Annotated in this window: 15 protein-coding genes and 3 tRNA genes; 10 read left to right on the plus strand and 8 right to left on the minus strand. The window is 60.3% G+C overall.

Annotation, left to right across the window (positions count from 1 at the left end; all coding sequences use genetic code 11):
- Positions 1-248: 248 nt before the first annotated feature.
- Entirely contained in the window at positions 249-1,286 is a 1,038-nt protein-coding gene (locus AC1DCM_RS08645; protein WP_477517978.1) for a universal stress protein, read from the plus strand.
- 20 nt (positions 1,287-1,306) lie between these two features.
- A complete protein-coding gene (locus AC1DCM_RS08650) occupies positions 1,307-4,072 on the plus strand; it encodes a PEP/pyruvate-binding domain-containing protein (RefSeq protein WP_477517979.1) in 2,766 nt (921 codons plus the stop codon).
- Here AC1DCM_RS08650 and AC1DCM_RS08655 read toward each other — a convergent pair.
- Positions 4,069-4,989 (minus strand): cation diffusion facilitator family transporter, encoded by a 921-nt coding sequence (locus AC1DCM_RS08655; protein ID WP_477517980.1) that lies wholly within the window; start codon positions 4,987-4,989, stop codon positions 4,069-4,071. The genes AC1DCM_RS08650 and AC1DCM_RS08655 overlap by 4 nt on opposite strands.
- A gap of 10 nt (positions 4,990-4,999) precedes the next feature.
- A complete protein-coding gene (locus tag AC1DCM_RS08660) occupies positions 5,000-5,452 on the minus strand; it encodes a metallopeptidase family protein (protein ID WP_442002801.1) in 453 nt (150 codons plus the stop codon).
- Positions 5,453-5,543: 91 nt separating this feature from the next.
- Between AC1DCM_RS08660 and AC1DCM_RS08665 the strand changes: the two genes are divergently transcribed.
- On the plus strand, positions 5,544-6,467 hold the full coding sequence (locus AC1DCM_RS08665; RefSeq protein ID WP_442016436.1) for a carbohydrate kinase family protein: 924 nt from the start codon (positions 5,544-5,546) through the stop codon (positions 6,465-6,467).
- Position 6,468: 1 nt separating this feature from the next.
- Here AC1DCM_RS08665 and AC1DCM_RS08670 read toward each other — a convergent pair whose 3' ends face one another.
- Positions 6,469-7,467 (minus strand): DMT family transporter, encoded by a 999-nt coding sequence (locus AC1DCM_RS08670; protein WP_477517981.1) that lies wholly within the window; start codon positions 7,465-7,467, stop codon positions 6,469-6,471.
- 263 nt (positions 7,468-7,730) lie between these two features.
- Between AC1DCM_RS08670 and AC1DCM_RS08675 the strand changes: the two genes are divergently transcribed.
- The 3 genes from AC1DCM_RS08675 to AC1DCM_RS08685 all read left to right on the plus strand — a co-directional run bounded on the left by AC1DCM_RS08675 (position 7,731) and on the right by AC1DCM_RS08685 (position 8,086).
- A tRNA-Glu gene (locus AC1DCM_RS08675) sits at positions 7,731-7,803 on the plus strand.
- An 85-nt stretch (positions 7,804-7,888) separates the two neighbouring features.
- Positions 7,889-7,962 (plus strand) — tRNA-Asp (locus AC1DCM_RS08680).
- Positions 7,963-8,010: 48 nt separating this feature from the next.
- Positions 8,011-8,086: transfer RNA gene (locus AC1DCM_RS08685), tRNA-Phe, on the plus strand.
- Positions 8,087-8,198: 112 nt separating this feature from the next.
- On the opposite strand, the gene AC1DCM_RS08690 is transcribed toward AC1DCM_RS08685, so the two are convergent.
- The 3 genes from AC1DCM_RS08690 to AC1DCM_RS08700 are packed head-to-tail and all read right to left on the minus strand — an operon-like array spanning position 8,199 to position 11,463.
- A complete protein-coding gene (locus AC1DCM_RS08690) occupies positions 8,199-9,566 on the minus strand; it encodes an ABC transporter substrate-binding protein (protein ID WP_477517982.1) in 1,368 nt (455 codons plus the stop codon).
- A 56-nt stretch (positions 9,567-9,622) separates the two neighbouring features.
- Positions 9,623-10,504 (minus strand): carbohydrate ABC transporter permease, encoded by an 882-nt coding sequence (locus AC1DCM_RS08695; RefSeq protein WP_477517983.1) that lies wholly within the window; start codon positions 10,502-10,504, stop codon positions 9,623-9,625.
- A complete protein-coding gene (locus AC1DCM_RS08700) occupies positions 10,501-11,463 on the minus strand; it encodes a carbohydrate ABC transporter permease (protein ID WP_442002796.1) in 963 nt (320 codons plus the stop codon). Before AC1DCM_RS08700 ends, AC1DCM_RS08695 begins: the two co-directional genes overlap by 4 nt.
- A gap of 402 nt (positions 11,464-11,865) precedes the next feature.
- On the opposite strand from AC1DCM_RS08700, the gene AC1DCM_RS08705 reads away from it, so the two are divergent.
- Together AC1DCM_RS08705 and AC1DCM_RS08710 are read left to right on the plus strand one after the other, a co-directional pair.
- A complete protein-coding gene (locus tag AC1DCM_RS08705; RefSeq protein ID WP_477517984.1) occupies positions 11,866-12,639 on the plus strand; it encodes an MgtC/SapB family protein in 774 nt (257 codons plus the stop codon).
- Between the two features lie 9 nt (positions 12,640-12,648).
- Positions 12,649-13,476, plus strand: a complete 828-nt coding sequence (locus AC1DCM_RS08710) for a glycerophosphodiester phosphodiesterase (protein ID WP_477517985.1) — start codon at positions 12,649-12,651, stop codon at positions 13,474-13,476.
- 55 nt (positions 13,477-13,531) lie between these two features.
- On the opposite strand, the gene AC1DCM_RS08715 is transcribed toward AC1DCM_RS08710, so the two are convergent.
- Both AC1DCM_RS08715 and AC1DCM_RS08720 read right to left on the minus strand, forming a co-directional pair.
- Positions 13,532-14,149: a hypothetical protein gene (locus AC1DCM_RS08715; protein WP_477517986.1), complete on the minus strand. Its 618-nt coding sequence runs from the start codon at positions 14,147-14,149 to the stop codon at positions 13,532-13,534.
- A gap of 334 nt (positions 14,150-14,483) precedes the next feature.
- On the minus strand, positions 14,484-14,897 hold the full coding sequence (locus AC1DCM_RS08720) for a DUF6318 family protein (RefSeq protein WP_442019199.1): 414 nt from the start codon (positions 14,895-14,897) through the stop codon (positions 14,484-14,486).
- Between AC1DCM_RS08720 and AC1DCM_RS08725 the strand changes: the two genes are divergently transcribed.
- Both AC1DCM_RS08725 and AC1DCM_RS08730 read left to right on the plus strand, forming a co-directional pair.
- Entirely contained in the window at positions 14,848-15,192 is a 345-nt protein-coding gene (locus AC1DCM_RS08725; protein WP_442019200.1) for a hypothetical protein, read from the plus strand. The two genes, AC1DCM_RS08720 and AC1DCM_RS08725, sit on opposite strands and share 50 nt — an antisense overlap.
- Positions 15,193-15,340: 148 nt before the next feature.
- Positions 15,341-15,907 (plus strand): hypothetical protein, encoded by a 567-nt coding sequence (locus AC1DCM_RS08730; RefSeq protein WP_477517987.1) that lies wholly within the window; start codon positions 15,341-15,343, stop codon positions 15,905-15,907.
- Positions 15,908-15,964 lie beyond the last annotated feature (57 nt).

Raw genomic sequence — 15,964 nt, forward strand, 5'->3', positions numbered from 1 at the left:
ATGTTCATCCGCAGCGCAACCTGGAGGGCGGTGAGCGTGCCGAAAACCGAGCCCGGACCGTTATCCACATAGCCCATAGTCGCCTTGATTCGGCATTGCCAACCGAGAATAGTGGGCATTGGAAGGAGAACCCCAGCGGGTTTCTTCGGCCTCGGCTATTGGTTGCACGCCAGCAAGGGGACACCGGTACGGAGAACCTCTGGCAGAATGGCCGGAACATCAAGCAGTAGGTGGAGAGGCGGGCCCCAATGGACCAGCACGGCAGACACGTTGAAGAACCACGGGACGGCGAGGAGCAGGCAGTGGCGCCTGGTGGAATCGTCGTCGGAGTGGACGGATCCGAGCATGGTCAATGCGCCCTTGTGTGGGCCGCGCGTGAGGCGGAACGGCGCCAACTTCCCCTGCATATAGTCACGGCTTATTCGGTGCCCATCTTCGCGGCATCCGGCCTCGACGGCGGGTACGCCACTGTGGACGATTCCGTGATCCGCGAGGGCGCGGAAGCAATCGTCAAGCAGGCCATGGATAAGGTCTCGAAGAACAACCTCGACGTCGATGCTTCGGTGGAGAACGGCGATGCCGCAGGGGTCCTCCTGGACTTGTCTGCAAACGCCGCGCTCCTGGTGTTCGGCAGCCGTGGCCGTGGCGGCTTCGTTGGGCGTCTCCTGGGCTCGGTCAGCAGCGCCTTGCCGGCTCACGCAAAATGCCCCACCGTAACGGTCCCGCTCTACTGTGCGGACCGTTTGGGCGAGAACACCGAGGACAAGCACATTAAGGCTGAGCACGCCAAGGCCGGGCCACGCACGGTGGAAAACGTCGTCGCCGTGGGTGTGGACGGTTCAGAGCAGGCGCGCGTCGCTGTCCTTGAGGCAGCCGAACAAGCCCAGCGGATGGGGGCCAAGCTCCGCGTCATTTGTGCCGTGCCGCAATACAGCGGCTCCTTGGCCTGGGTGCCCGCACCTTTGGACCGCGATGCCCTGTTCGCGGACATCAAAGTCCAGCTGGATGCAGGCGTCGCCTGGCTCCGCAGCCATTTCCCGCAGTTGACTGTGGAAACCGACCTGAGGGACGGCTCACCTGTTGACGTCCTGGTTGAGGCCAGCCGGGGCGTGGAGCTGGTTGTCCTGGGTACACGGGGCCGTGGTGGTTTCGCAGGCATGCTCCTTGGTTCCACTTCCGACGGCGTCCTGCATCACGCCAAGGGACCGGTCCTCGTGGTTCCGGACCGGGAGGACCCGCGGCTGGCAGACCGGCCCAAATTCGGACCCATGCTCGGTGCGGCTTAGGCCGCTGGCGCGCACCGTCCATGGATAACCGGGAGCCTGGGAAGCATAGGCAGGAAAACAGTGCGGATGTAAGTGGCCCGGTCTTCATTCGGGACATTGCGGACATCCGGGCGGACATGCTCCCCGAGGTAGGTGGCAAGGCCGCCAACCTCGGCGAGTTGAGTGCCGCCCGCCTGCCGGTGCCGCCAGGCTTTTGCCTGACAACGTCCGCCTACCGGTACGCCCTCTCAGCGATTGGTATGGAGGACATCTTTGCCCTTCTGCAGGACGCCGAAGCTTCTGACCTTGACGAACTGAACAGGCTGGCCGCCCGGGCCAGGTCCTTGGTGCTCGACGCCGGAGTTCCCACCGACGTCGCAGAGGCGGTACGGGCGGCGTATCGGAAGTTGGGAGACGCTGCCCCCGTCGCAGTGAGGTCCTCAGCCACGGCCGAGGACCTGGCCTTCGCCAGTTTTGCCGGACAGCAGGACACTTTCCTGAACGTGGTGGGAGCAGACGCAGTCCTGGATGCCGTAAGCCGCTGTTGGGCATCGCTCTGGACGGACCGGGCCGTGAGCTATCGGACAACCAATGGGATAGATCATTCCACAGTGACGCTGGCGGTCGTTGTCCAGGAAATGGTGGATTCCGCGACGGCCGGGGTGATGTTCACGGCCAACCCTGTCACGGGGCGGCGCCGTGAAGCTGTGATCGATGCCAGCCCCGGTCTGGGCGAAGCCGTGGTGTCAGGCGCCGTTAATCCCGATCAGTACGTAGTTGATATGCAGAGCAACTCCATCCTGAAACGGACCCTCGGCGACAGACAGGTAGAGATCCGATCGCTGGCTGGCGGTGGCACTGAACGAATTGAGCGAGCGGGTGGTGCTGAAGCACTCGAAAACCACTCCGTGCAGCCGTGCCTCAGCGATGACCAGATCCGGGCCCTGGCCGACTTGGGCGGGCGCGTCGAGGCCCACTATGGAGCGCCGCAGGATACAGAATGGGCGATCGATTCTTCCGGAAAACTGTGGCTCACACAGGCAAGACCCATTACTACCCTCTATCCGCTGACCTCGCGAGTGTCGGCGACTCCCGGTGAGCACGCATTCCTGAACTTCAGTCTCGCCCAAGGCCTCACCAGGCCTCTGACGCCCATGGGTCTGGCGGGTATCCGCCTGATAGCCTCCAGCGTTGCCCGCAGGGCTGCCTTCGATGTCCCAGATCCACGCTCAGGACCATCGCCCTACTGTGAGGCCGGGCAGAGGATCTTCTTCGACTTCACATCCGTGCTGCGCAGCAAGGTGGGCCGGGCCATTGTGCCGCGCATCTTTGACATCATGGAGGCCCGTTCTGCTGCGGTGATTCGTGGGCTTTTCGATGACCCGCGGTTCTCCGTCACCATCAAAACTCCTATAAGGCTCATCCGGCACGTTGCGCCCGTTGCGGCTAAATACCGTGTTCCAGAGTCGGCGATCCGGGCTCTTTTCCGTCCCGATGCCGCAATGAAGCGCCAAGAGCAGCTGGAGGCAGAACTCCATCAGGCCCTTCAAGTGCCGGAGGGCATCACCGCCCTTCAGCGAATCGCCCACGTACAGAGAATCCTGGGGGAGGAAGTATTCGCAACGGTTCCCCAAGTCCTGCCCCTTCCCGTTCTGGGCTTTGCGATGCTGGGACTCGTCCGGAAAATGCTGGGCGAGCAAGCGCCCTTGGACCAGCTGCAAACAGTGATTCGTGGGCTGCCCAACAATGTCACTACGGAGATGGACCTTGCACTGTGGCAGCTTGCAAAGGAAATCAGGGATGACCCGGAGGCCCTGGCCTTCCTGAGTTATCCCACACTTGAGGAACTCGTTCGGCAGTTCAAGGACAAGAAACTTCCAGCAGTTGCCCAAGCCGGGCTTGAAGCTTTCCTGCGCACCTATGGGCATAGAGCAGTGGCAGAGATCGACCTCGGCATGCCCCGATGGTCGGACGACCCCACCCACATACTCGGCGTCGTGGTCAACTATCTGCGGCTCGAGCACACTGCGGACGCACCCGACCAGCAGTTCAGAAAAGCTGTTCGGGAGGCAGATGAACAGGTTGCCAGGTTGGTTGCGCGGGCAAGGGCCAGAAGTCCGCTCCACGCCAAGCTGGTGCGAACAGCCTTGGACCGCACGCGCAGGTTTGCCGGAATGAGGGAGTTGCCCAAATACAACCTCGTCCTCGGCTTGGCTTCGGCACGGGAACAACTATCGCTGGTAGGAGCAGAACTGGCAGAGGCAGGGCGGATTGAGCGCGCCGAGGATATCTTCTTCCTGGACCTCAACGAAGTAGAGACTGCCCTGGCCGGCAACAAGCTCCACCAACTCGTGGAAGATCGCCGCGCGGACTATGCGCAGGAACTGCGACGTCGGCATATTCCGCGGGTATTGCTCTCAGACGGAACAGAACCCGAAGCCACCGCTACGGCTGGCGGAACCGCAGGTGCCCCGGGCACTCTGTCCGGCAGTCCGGCGTCGGCAGGCGTCATCACAGCCCCGGCGCGGGTGATCCTGGACCCCGTTGGCGCCCATCTGGAACCAGGGGAAATCCTCGTAGCGCCCTCCACCGACCCCGGCTGGACACCCCTGTTCCTCACGGCTGGCGGGTTGGTCATGGAAATGGGTGGTCCCAACTCCCATGGCGCCGTGGTGGCCCGGGAATACGGCATCCCGGCCGTTGTAGGCGTGCCCGACGCAACTCTGCGGATCAGTTCAGGCCAGATCATCACCGTGGATGGAGCGGCAGGAACGGTTACTGCCGCCCCAGGTGACGCGCCAAGCTAGGCGTGCTGGTGTGACTCGTGCTCGGAGTGGCTCACGGGCTCCAGCTGGAAGGTGCAGTGCTCGGTGTCGAAATGGCGCCCCAGGCAGGATCCAAGCTGGTCCAGGATGCTGTCTGCCCCGCTGGCGTTAAGGACCTCGTCTTCCACCACAACGTGCGCGGAGAACACGGGCACCCCGGAGGTGATGGTCCAGATGTGGATGTCGTGGGCCTCCACGACGCCGTCCACGGCAAGGATGTGCTCGCGGATCATGTTCACGTCCACACCCTTGGGAGTGGCTTCCAGAAGCACGTCCACAACATCGCGGAGCAGGTGCCAGGCGCGGGGGATGATCATAAGGGCGATGAGCACCGAGGCAATGGGGTCAGCGGCAGTGAAGCCCGTCGTCATGATGACGATGGCCGCCACAATAACGGCGATCGAGCCGAGAAGATCGCCAAGGACCTCAAGATAGGCCCCGCGGACGTTGAGGCTCTCCTTTTGGGCCCCCTGCAGGATCATCAGGGAAATGAGGTTGGCTACGGCGCCCAGGATCGCCGCCCACAGCATGACGTCCGTATGGATTTCGGGCGACTCCCCAAAGCGGCGGATGGCCTCGATCATGATGACGACTGCGATGACGATGAGTACAAGGGCGTTGGCCAAGGCCGCCAGGACTTCGGCCCGTTGATATCCGTAAGTCCGTTGATCGCTCGCCGGGCGGGTAGCGATCCAGGCCGCCATCAACGCGATGAATACGCCTGCAGCATCGGAGAGCATGTGGCCTGCATCGGCCAGCAGCGCCAGCGATCCGGAGATGAGCGCGCCAACCACCTGGATGCCCACCACACCTAAGGTGATACCCAGGACGGCAATGAGCCGCTTCCGATGCTTGCCGGTTGCTGTTACTCCGTGGGAGTGGTTGTGATCATGCCCCATGCTTACAAGGCTAGCCCCACCCGAGCTCATGCAGGCGGTCGTCGTCAATTCCGAAGTGGTGGGCGATCTCGTGAATCACCGTGATGGCCACTTCATCGATGACTTCCTCGCGGGTGGCGCAGATGTCCAGGATGGGTTGGCGGAAAATAGTGATCCGATCCGGCAACGAGCCCGCTTCCCACCACGAGTCACGTTCGGTCAAGGGCACGCCCTCGTACAAACCAAGTAATACGGTGTCCGGTTCTTCATCTGGGCGCGGGGTGTAGTCGTCTTCAATGAAGATTGCCACGTTGTCCATTGCGCTGGCAGCTTTGGGTGGGATCAGCTGCAACGCGTCGCTCACAGCTTCTTCGAACTCCTCCGGCGACATTTCGAAGGGGGCGCCCGGCGGAAAACGCAGCGGCGAAGAAGGGAGATCGCCGTCGGGAACTATGGGCAGGCCGGGAGGGAGATTCGCGGGCATGATCCGACTCTAGTCCGCCCAGACATCATTGGCGCCGTGCGTGATGGGAGATACTGAAACTCAATCCTCCTTCGACAGACACAGGAACCGCATGACCGGCACCGCTTCCCTCGCCACTGAGCCCCTCGACGTCGTCGTTGTGGGTGAGGCATTGATCGACATCGTCCAGTCGTCGGACGGACAGAAGGAGTATCCGGGCGGATCGCCGGCCAACGTCGCTTACGGCTTGGGCCTGTTGGACGTGAAAACGGGCCTACTGACTGCCATTGGCAGGGACGAGCGGGGCGATGCCATCGCCGCGCATCTGCAGCGCGCAGGTGTGGTCCTGCTGCCCGGATCCATGTCAGCAGGCAAGACCGCGACGGCGACCGCTCGGATAACTGCCGACGGTTCGGCCGATTACACCTTTGACATTGACTGGGCGCTGGCTCCACTTGCCCTGCCCTATGCGCCGAGGATCCTGCACACCGGCTCCATCGCGACCTTCCTGGAGCCCGGCGCAAGTGTTGTCAGGAGTTTACTGGAGCAGGCGCAGGGCGGATGCATGGTTACTTACGACCCCAATATCCGCCCCGACCTCCTCGGAAGTCACAGTGAGGCAGTCTCATTGTTCGAAGAGATAGTGCCGCTGACCGACGTCGTGAAAATGAGCGGCTCCGACGCCCGCTGGCTATACCCCGGCAAGTCGTTGGAGGAAACTGCGAATCACCTCCTGGCTATGGGCACAGGCCTTGCTGTGGTGACTCAAGGCGTCAAGGGGGCGCTCATGGCAACCCGGGACATTCACATCAATGTCCCGGCCGTCCCCGCTACCGTGGCAGACACCATCGGCGCCGGTGATTCCTTTACCGCAGCACTCATTATGGGGCTGCTGTTGCGGGGCAGCGATGGCTTGGCGCCCACAGTGCTGGAACGGATCGGAACCATCGCCTCCATGGCGGCTTCCATCGCTGTTGGCCGCCCGGGTGCCAACCCTCCCACGCACCGTGAACTTCTGGTGGGTATGGCCCGCTAGCTCACTTTGCTGTACGCCGGGCAACCCTTGACGCCCGCACGGTCCTTGTCGCCCCAACAGCCCTAGGCGTACGCCTGGTCAGGGCCACGCCGATCAAGCACACCACGCCGCCGATCAGTCCCCAGATGGTTGGGACTTCCTGAAGTACTGCCCAGGAGATGAGGATGGTGGTGCCGGGGACCAGGTACGTCGTCGCGGCCAGTTTCCCGGCCGAGATCAAGGACAGTGCGTACGCCCACGTTGTGAAGGCGATGGCTGTGGGGAAGATGCCCAGATAGACCAAGCCGAGTGTGGCCGGCAGCGGCGCTGACTGGACTTCCGCAATCAATTGCCCTGTCCATGGGAGGCAGCAGACAGCGCCCACCATGATGCCGAACCACGTGGCTTGCCCTGCCGTAAACTTCCGCAACACCGGCTTCTGGAGGATCGCGCTGACAGAGGCGAGCACGGCGGCAAGCAAGCACAACAAAACCCCGGCGACATCCGCCGTCGAACGCTGTCCGGAACCCAAGGCGATCATCGCCACGCCACCGAACGCAACGGCACTGCCAATCAGAAGCCACCGCGGGAAGCCTTCCTTGAGGACCACTCCGGCGAGGACTGCGATGAGGATCGGCGAGACGTTGATCAGCATGGCGCTGGTACCGGCGTCGAGCATGTGCTCCGCAGCGTTCAACGCCACGTTGTAACCGCCGAACCACATCACCCCGTACGCCACAATGGGCAACCATTCCTTGCCACGCGGCCAGACTTTCAGCGTAGGCAGCACAACGATTCCAAGAACGACGGCGGCAACCGCCAACCGTCCGAGCGTCAAGGAACCGGGGGAGAAGCTCGGGCCCACAGCGCGGATGCCGACGAATGCCGAAGCCCATAGGACTACGGTGACGACAACGGCGGCGATGCCAAGTTTGCTGATGGGAGCTGCGGGCGCGGGGGTGTTGCGCGGTTGCATCCCCGGGGACGGCTGGCCGGGTTCGGCCGGGGTGGTGGTTGTCATAGAGCCAATCTAGCGCCGGGGAGGCCGGCCGGGCTGGCGGTTTTCGGACGCGTCACGGCAAGAAACTGCCAATGTTTGCTCGATTGCCAGGTCGGCGACCTCCTTGAGCAAGTCCCGTAGTCACTATTGGGGAGTCGTGCAGACCTCGATTTGGGAATATCGCCATCTATGCTCTAAAGTTTTAGAGTCCAGTTCGGACGGGTGAGAACCGAAAAGAACGCATAAAGTGTTGTTTTTCCTCGCATAATCCGAATTGAGTTCAGGCCCCCATCGTCTAGCGGCCTAGGACACCGCCCTTTCACGGCGGCGGCACGGGTTCGAATCCCGTTGGGGGTACGCAAGGCAAGTGGTAAATCGGATGAAAAATGTCTGGTAAGCTAGAAGCCTTGAAAAAAACGCGGTAGAGATACTGCAAACGCAAGGCCCTGTAGCGCAGTTGGTTAGCGCGCCGCCCTGTCACGGCGGAGGTCGCGGGTTCAAGTCCCGTCAGGGTCGCTCTGAGCACCGGAAGTAATTTCGGTTCTCAAGGTGACTTGTCACCTAGGCTCTGTAGCTCAGTTGGTAGAGCGTTCGACTGAAAATCGAAAGGTCACCGGATCGACGCCGGTCGGAGCCACCACTGGGAAGCATCAGTTCTTCGGAACTGGTGCTTTTCTTCTTTAACGTGTCCGCGGTTCTGGGTTAGGGTGCGAAGCGTAGGCCCCCATGTGCGCCTACGCTTCGCCCCATGGCTAGGCTTTCAGCTTCGGCTTCACATCCTTGTTGTAAATGCCTTCCAGTGTTCCCCTCAACTCGGTCAGCGTTGCCTGCACATCGGCCTTTTCATTCATGATCCTGGTGGCTGCCTTGGCCAGCTCCTGGTCTCCGCCCGGGAGGAAGGTTCGGGCAAAGTCCTGCGTGCGTGTCACTTTGAGCTGGTCTACGACGGTTTGGAACTCCGGTGTCTGGGCAACAATCGCCGAGATATCTGCCGCCTCGGCTACGGGTAGGTATCCGGTTGCAGCAGACAAAGTAGACGTGCTCTGCGCATTCGTCATGAACGTGATGAACTTGGCCGCTGCAAGCTGCCGTTCAGGCGACGTTTTGCTGGCGATTACCAGGCCGGAACCGCCCGTGGGACAAACCTGTGAGGCCGCGGCAGAGCCACCCGGCAAGAACCCGACGCCGATCCTCATGTTGGCTTCCTTCGCCGCCTTAAGGGTGGCGGCGAGGTCGGCCGACGAGCTGATCGTGGCGCTGATGGCACCGGCTTGAAGGTCGGTAATGGCATTCTTGGAGGAGACTCCGGCCCAGCCATTCTTCACAATCGAGTCCTGCACCCACTGCATCGCGGCCACAGATTCGTTTGAATTTGCCGTAATCTCCCACTCCTTGGACCAGCCGCCGCCTTGGCCCCAGAGAACGTTTTGAAGGGTCCAGCCGGCGTAACCTGCAATCGCCGGGTACTGGTAGGCGTTCTGATATCCGGCAGCAGAAGCATTTGCCGACTTAATCCTGGGTGCCCACTCGGCAAACTCTTCCCAGGTTTTTGGCGCCTGCTCGGGAACTCCGGCGGCCTTGAAGTGGTCCTTATTGAAATAGAACAGCGGGGTTGAGCGGGCGTAAGGGACCGCCCACAGCTGATCAGAATGTTTGTAGTCGGCGATCAAACCGGACTTGTAGTCGGAGGAGCTCGCCTTGACTGCTTTGAGGAGGTCATCGATGGGGAGGATGGCACCCGAGACGGCATATCGGAACCACCAAACGTCCGATGCGACAACCACGTCCGGCACTTCGCTCCCGGCCTGGGAAGTCTGGAACTTTTGCGCAACTTCCTCATAGTTTGAGCCTCCGGTGATGAGGTTCACTTTGATATCCGGATTGGCGGCTTGGAAGGCCTCTATCAGCTTCTGTTCCGTTTCCCGGGACTTACCGGGATGGCTGGACATGAAACTGATGCTTGGAGCAGGTTTGATCTTGGACCAATCCTCCGGGGAGAGCGTCTTTGCTGCTGTGCCCCCGGTATCGGTGGAGGGACCGCCGCAGGCTGCAATCGCGACGGCGGTGATTGAGGCTCCAGCCAAGCCGAGGAAATGCTTCCTGGAAAGTGATTTTGACATAGGGGAAGTGCCTTTCTAGTGATCGAGGTGCTTGAGCATCCCCGAAAGGTGGAGTTTTAGCCGGTAACCGAGCCCTGCGTGAGCCCGGAGACGATGTACCGCTGCAGAGCGGCAAAGATGAGCAAGATCGGTAGAAGGACGATCACCGCGCCGGCCATGAGCATGCCCCAGTTCTGGGTGCTGCCATCGCTGTTGACCAGCTGCGTCAGGCCGACAGGAAGGGTCATCATGTCTGGATGGTCCGTGACGATCAGCGGCCAGATGTACTCGTTCCATTCAGAAACGATGGTCACCAAGGCCACGGTCGCGATGCTGGGCACGGACACCGGGACAACGATCTTCCAGAGCTTGCGCCAGTGGCCCGCACCGTCAATTTCCGCGGATTCCAGGATCGCCGGCGGCAGTGTGAGGAAATGCTGCCTGAGGAGGAAGGTCCCAAACGCGGTTCCCAAGCCTGGAAGGATAATTCCCCAATACGTGTTGAGCCCTCCCATGCCTGCGATCAAAACGTAATTGGGAAGCACGGAAACCTGTGGCGGAACCATCAGCGCAACCAGAATCAACAGGAAGATGACCTTTTTAAAGGGAAAACGGACAAACACGAGTGCGTAGGCCGTAAAGACGGCAAGTACGCACTTGATGGTGGATCCGATGACTGTGACGATCACGCTGTTGAGGAAGAATCGCGCGAACGGAACTGTAGATGCTGCGTCAGCGTAGTTCTGAAGGTTTGGCGTCTTCGGCAGCAGAGTCAGGTTTGTGGTCACGATTTCGCCAGGCGCTTTGAGGGAAGACAACATCATCCATAGGAGCGGCACGAAGACCACCAGAGTTGCCAACAGGAGGGGGACGTAGCCCCCGGCAATCGTCTTGCCAAGGTTTTGCCAGGAGAACGGACGGTCACGGTGTGGTGTGGCTTCAAGGGAGTTGGTGCTCATGAGTAGTGAACCTTTCGCTCCACGAAGCGCAACTGCACAGCTGTCATGACGAGCAATCCGGCGAAGAGCACAACGGAGATGGCCGCGGAGTAGCCGGCCCGGTTGTAGGAGCCGAATGCCTGAAGGTAGGAGTCAAAGATCAGGGTGCTGGTTCCGTTGCCGGATGGAGTCATGATGCGGATGATGTCGAACGCCTGCAGGGAGCTCAGCAGTGAAGTGATCAAGAGGAAGAAGGTGGTGGGGGAAAGAAGGGGAAGCACCACCGACGTGAAGCGCCGCAGGCTACTGGCGCCATCCAACGCGGCAGCCTCCAAGAGCTGAGTCGGAATGGACTGCAGACCTGCCAGATACACCACGGCGCAATAGCCGAGGTTCTTCCATACGTACACGATGATGACCATGAGGAGCGCGAGCTTCGGATCGTTGACCCACTGGGGACTCGCCTGGCCAACTGTGCGGAGAATCCATGAAAGGACGCCATACGTCGGATCGAAAATAAACAACCACACCAAGCCGACCCCCACGCCGGAAAGGACGTAGGGCGCGAAAACCACGGCACGGGCAAACGTTGTGCCCTTCAGTCTCTGGTTAAGAGCCAACGCCACCAGCAGGCCCAGGATCATCGCACCGCCAACGGTGGTGATCGTAAATATGGCTGTTACGCCCAGCACGCTTGAAGCGTCAGGGGAGGTAAAGAATTCCACATAGTTACCCAGCCCCACTGACGTTGCGGTGGCTGCCCCGAGCGTCCAGTCCAGGGTGGAATAGTAGAAGTTAGTGACGAGCGGACGGTAGGTAAAGAGGACGATGAGCAGGACATTGGGTGCCGCGAAAGCGGCAAAAACCCATGCGTCCCTGCGTGTTCTCCGATTCCACCGTCGGTTCTTCGGGGTGCTTATTGGCGGTCTGTGGACCGGTGCCCTGCTGGTTTGCGCATCACTTGTGTCTAATCTGCCCATGGAAAACCCTCACGTTGACCCCCTCGTCATCGCTGTCCGGGCGACTTAGCACTTGCAAAAAAGCATTTGTTTCACGTTTGACCTGACAACCTAACTTCAGGTCATGGTCAACCTACACATAAAGATGGCCGATCACAAGAGCCCATTCGCGGCGGCGGAAAATGGGATCTTTTTGCCGTGTGATCTGGTCTTACAGGCTTCAACGGCGCATTCAAATACCATGCTAGTACGTCCTAACAAAGCTGGATGTGAGGTTTGCACGAATGTGCAAGAGCGTTGACTGGAACGTTCTGGGACCTGAAGAATTAGCAGAGGACCGGCTCGCGTCGTTTCTACCTTGAGCTGTCTTTGCATGGAACATCCGTATCGGACTGGACCTTCCATGTGGGACGGAAGAAGGGGGTGATAACCGAATCGGAGCACTACGTGATCTTCAGCGCGGATACGCAATGGTGGCAGATGTGTCTGGCCTTGGCCGCAGCACTTGTCCTGTCCACAGCCATAGGGTTTGAACGCCAGAGCAAGAACAAGTCTGCGGGCATGAGAACACATGCCATGGTTGGGTTGGGCGCCGCGCTGTTTATGGTCGTGAGCAAATACGGCTTCAGCGACGTATTGATGGTGGACCTGGTTCGGCTGGATCCCTCCAGGCTGGCGGCTCAAGTGGTCTCCGGCATTGGCTTCATAGGGGCGGGGCTCGTGTTCGTGCGGCGTAATCAAGTCCGCGGATTGACCACGGCAGCCTCCATCTGGGTTACAGCTGCAGTCGGGACCTCCGCCGGGGCCGGCCTCTTGCTGCCCGCGGTATTCGTCACCGCAGCCCACTTCGTCATCGTCTACGTCTATCCAGTGGTGACTGCGAAGCTCCGCTTTGGATTGCCGAGCCAGTGGTTGTTGAAAGTTACGTACATGGATGGTGTGGGAGCGCTGAGGGATGTGCTCCGAACATGCACTGAGCAAGGATTCCGTGTTCAGGGCTTCGCAACGACGCGGGGTTCGGCCGAGCCCAAGGGCGTGATGGATCGGTTGATGACACGCACAGAAACGGCTGCCACCGCTGACCTCATTGAGATAGAGCTGGAAATCGAAGGCACCATGGCGGCATCCGACATCGTGGCCCAACTGTCTCAACTCACCACCGTTACTGAAGTCTCCCTCGTGGACGAATCGGAATAGGAAGAACGAATGATCGAGATTCAGGGCCACCGAGGCGTTCTGGCCACACGCCATGGGAATACATTGGCGAGCTTCGTCGAGGCACTTAGCCTGGGCGTGGATGCCATAGAAGTCGATGTTTGGCTCACGTCCGACATGCAACTGGTATTGAGACATGATGCCGTCATCGGAACCGCCGACATCAGGTTGGAGACCATGCTTCAGGCCGTGGTTGAGAAGCACCCAGCTACTACCACCGACGTCGATCCTGAAACACGTGCGCCGTCGCTGTCGGAGGCCCTTGCCCTGTTGCGCTTCGCCAATGCCACCGATGTTGTTCTGGACATTGAGGTCAAAACTGACGGCGGGGCCTGGGACTGGTACGGCCACGGAATAGTGACTGAATTGTCCAAAGTGCTGAAGGCCCATCAGGACGAACAGGCCGTGCGCGTCCGCAGCTTTGATCCCCAAATTATCCGGGCAATGTCCGGAATGTTGCCGGGAGTTCCGTTGGTGGCGCTGAGCAGGGAGAGCCCCCTCCGGTCGGTAGGCCTCTATCCTTCCGACCCTAAAGAACTTGTCATCACTGCCTTGGCAACCGGGGCTTCCGCCGTGGCGCCCGCCTTTGGAATTCTCGACGCCGGATTGGTCGCCGAAGCTCATGGCGCCGGACTCAAGGTGTTCCCTTGGACCCTGGTGACAAGTGACGAAATCAGCGCGGCCATCGAACTCGGAGTCGATGGGATCTGCGTCAACGATGTAGCTCTGGCCCGGCAAGTCCTGGGCGGACTGCGTGAGCCTCTTGCCGCACCGCGCCCAATGACGTTGCCATTGCTGCATGCAGGTTCCCCGGCCTAGGCAGAGGAACCTGCCCTGCTTGTGCTTGCGACGGTTTGTGCCTGCCCCCACTCGGCTATTTTTCAGCGTTGGGGCAGCCCCAGGATTTTGGGTTTTCCTGGCACGTGTCGGCGACGAGGGCTTTTTCTGTTTTCCAGACTTGGATGGTTTTGGGTGGTGTGGTGAGGTCCAGGGTTCCGTTGATGGGCAGTGGTGGGCCGTTGTTGACGGAGTAAGTTCCGGCGAAGCTGGTGGTGATAGTGGCGGGGTAGTTGCCTGTTGCTGTGTAGCTGTGGCTGGTGCGGGTGTCGTTGAGGAGCCAGTCGGCTTCGGGGATGGAGAAGCCGCCGACCGGGGTGGGTCCGAGGGTGGTGCCGTCGCCGAAGTTGTAGGTGAAGCTTGCCGGGGATGCGGTCAGATGCACGGCTTGCCCGAGGATGGTGACGTCGAAGGCTTGTTCGCTGCTGGTCGAGTAGAAGTTCGTTGGGCCGCCCTTGAGGGTGTGGGGGAAGGGCTGGGCTTCGAGGGTTCCGGGGTTGACGGGGAGTTGGCGGAAGTCGTTCAGGATCCGGGTGGCGATGTTGGCCAGGACGTTCTCGGGTTGGGCGGCGTACAGGCACGTGGGTCCGCTGACTCCCGGGTAGTCTGTCCACTGCGGGTTTGCGATTGATTTTGGTGCCTGCCTCCAGATCACGGGTGTTCCTTCTTCACCGCCGGGTGTTTTAGCAGGGCATTCCATCGCCAGGCATCCCCTGTCCGGAGTATCTGTTCCTCCCGAACGGCAGTGAACATCCGGCATGTACTGATTTGGATCTTCAGATGCGGACGAACCATCCAGCTTTGGAGTCAGAACGCCGGATAAAGGGTCCCTGCTCCATTGTGTCGATGTTAGATTCAGCCCATTGTCCACGTAGCCGATGTCAATCTTGGGCTCCTTCGCGACCGCGTTACCACTGTGAACCACGAGAAGGATGACCGCAGCAAGGATGAAGTTCACAGTGTGGAGAGAAAGTTTCATCATCATGCGGTCAGCGGATCAGTCCGAGATCGGTTAAGACCCATCGTTCATCTGCGAACTCTAGGGCAGCGCGACTAGCCGAGTTGGTTGCCGGCACTGGATCTTGATAGAGAGATCCGTCAGCATTTCTGATTTCGATAGGGGCTTGAATCACTTGAATGATGGCTATTTGGGAAGAGCTTTCGGAATTGAATTCTATTTCGACTGCTGCTGATCGGATGCCCGCCCCCGCCACCCATCGGCCCTCATTCCACCCATCCTCGATGCCGTCGCGAAGTGAGGAACACAAAGTACAAGTAGGGGCACTGAGCGATCGAAGCGTACCTGTTTCACCAGACTCATAGCTGTAGTTCAATTGTTCGTACCAATACCTGATGAACGCCTCCAGCCCCTCTTTCGTGTTCTCCTTCGCCAACTCGGGCATGACGGGCACGGGAACGTTCTGCGCTTTGCCCTTCGCGTCTGCGGGCTTATACACACCCGATGGAGCGGTGCTCGGAGAAGGACTTGAAGGAGCGCCTGAGCTGCTGGCACCCAAGGTGGGGGACGCCGTCGTCGAGCGTGTTTCTGAAGGTGGGCTACCCGGTGAACTGCCGCCCTGGCAACCGCTGAGCAGCAACGAAACCCCGAACGCGACAGCCGCAATGCGGACGGTGAGAACAGTAAAAGAGGCGAACGAAAGGCGTGGCATGACAGGCTCCCCAGCGGCTGTTTGGTGATGTGTCGGCCAGTCTAGGTGGGGTGGGCTCCAGAGACCCTCTCGAAGTGAACTGCCTGTGGATAACTCAACCTCTGTTCACTGCGGCAAGCCGGGCGTAGTCTTGCCCTCGCCGGTTCGTCATCGCAGGCAATCCAACGGGGGACACCATGATCGAAACCATACGCTTCAGCACGTCCAGGCTTCTTGGCAGAAATCACAGGAAAGGTGCCGGCCGGCGAATTACGATCCCGCTGCTGCTCGGTTGTCTTCTCAGCGCAACATTGGCGCTCAGTGCCTGCTCCTTCCCGCTACCGGTTGCGCAGCCCACGCCCATAGCCTCGTCGAACGCCCCAAGCGCCAGCAACGCCCCAACATCCAGCACTGAGCCGACCGCGGAGATCAGTGCAAGCCCCGACGCGACTACAGGCACGGGCGGCGTCTACGGCGAATTCACGTCCTTGTCTGAAGCATGCGTCTCCGTGAGTGCCGCGATGTTGAGCGTGACCATCCTGCCGTTGGCGGCCGTGGTGGGCGGCGACCCGGAAGATATCAAGAAGGCCAAGGAGGAACTGTCCCGGATGCAGGACAAAGTGCCCGAGGAACTGAAGCCGAGCTTTGAGAAGCTGAGGGCGTATACGGAGTCGGCCGGCACGGATTTCCGCAAGTACGGGGAGCCCGAGTTCGAGCAACTTATGAAGCCGATCCAGGACTGGATGGATAAGAACTGCAAGTAGTCGCCGCGCGCGTTCCCTTCACTCCGGGCACCTCTCACAAAGCGTCGGAGCTAGACG

The sequence above is a fragment of the Paenarthrobacter sp. 10N417 genome, from assembly GCF_056394745.1.